The organism is Rhizobium freirei PRF 81 (assembly GCF_000359745.1).
Classification (GTDB): Bacteria; Pseudomonadota; Alphaproteobacteria; order Rhizobiales; family Rhizobiaceae; genus Rhizobium; species Rhizobium freirei.
On the sequence record NZ_AQHN01000093.1, the window covers coordinates 1 to 255 of the forward strand.

Genomic DNA, 255 nt, shown 5'->3' on the forward strand with positions numbered 1-255 from the left:
CCCTCTGGGCCGCGATCACCGAGCCGCGCGACAGAACGCGGGGGATGACCATCAACCCCTTGGCGCCGACCTTCTGGGCGTGGGCCGCATGGGCAACCGCCGAGGCGGTGTTGACGGCGCCGGTGCCGACGATGACCGGGATGCCCGCCTTGACCAGGCGCTCGACGCCCTCCATGCGCTGGGCATCGCTTAAGAGCGGCCAGTCCCCCATCGAGCCGCAATAGACCACCGCCGACATGCCGGCAGCGATCAGTT

At 69.8% G+C, this 255-nt stretch carries 1 protein-coding gene; it reads right to left on the reverse strand.

Annotated features, from left to right (window positions below; genetic code table 11):
* Window positions 1-255, reverse strand: a 255-nt coding sequence (locus tag RHSP_RS31205; protein WP_037155719.1) for a dihydrodipicolinate synthase family protein, incomplete at both ends; no start/stop codon positions are given.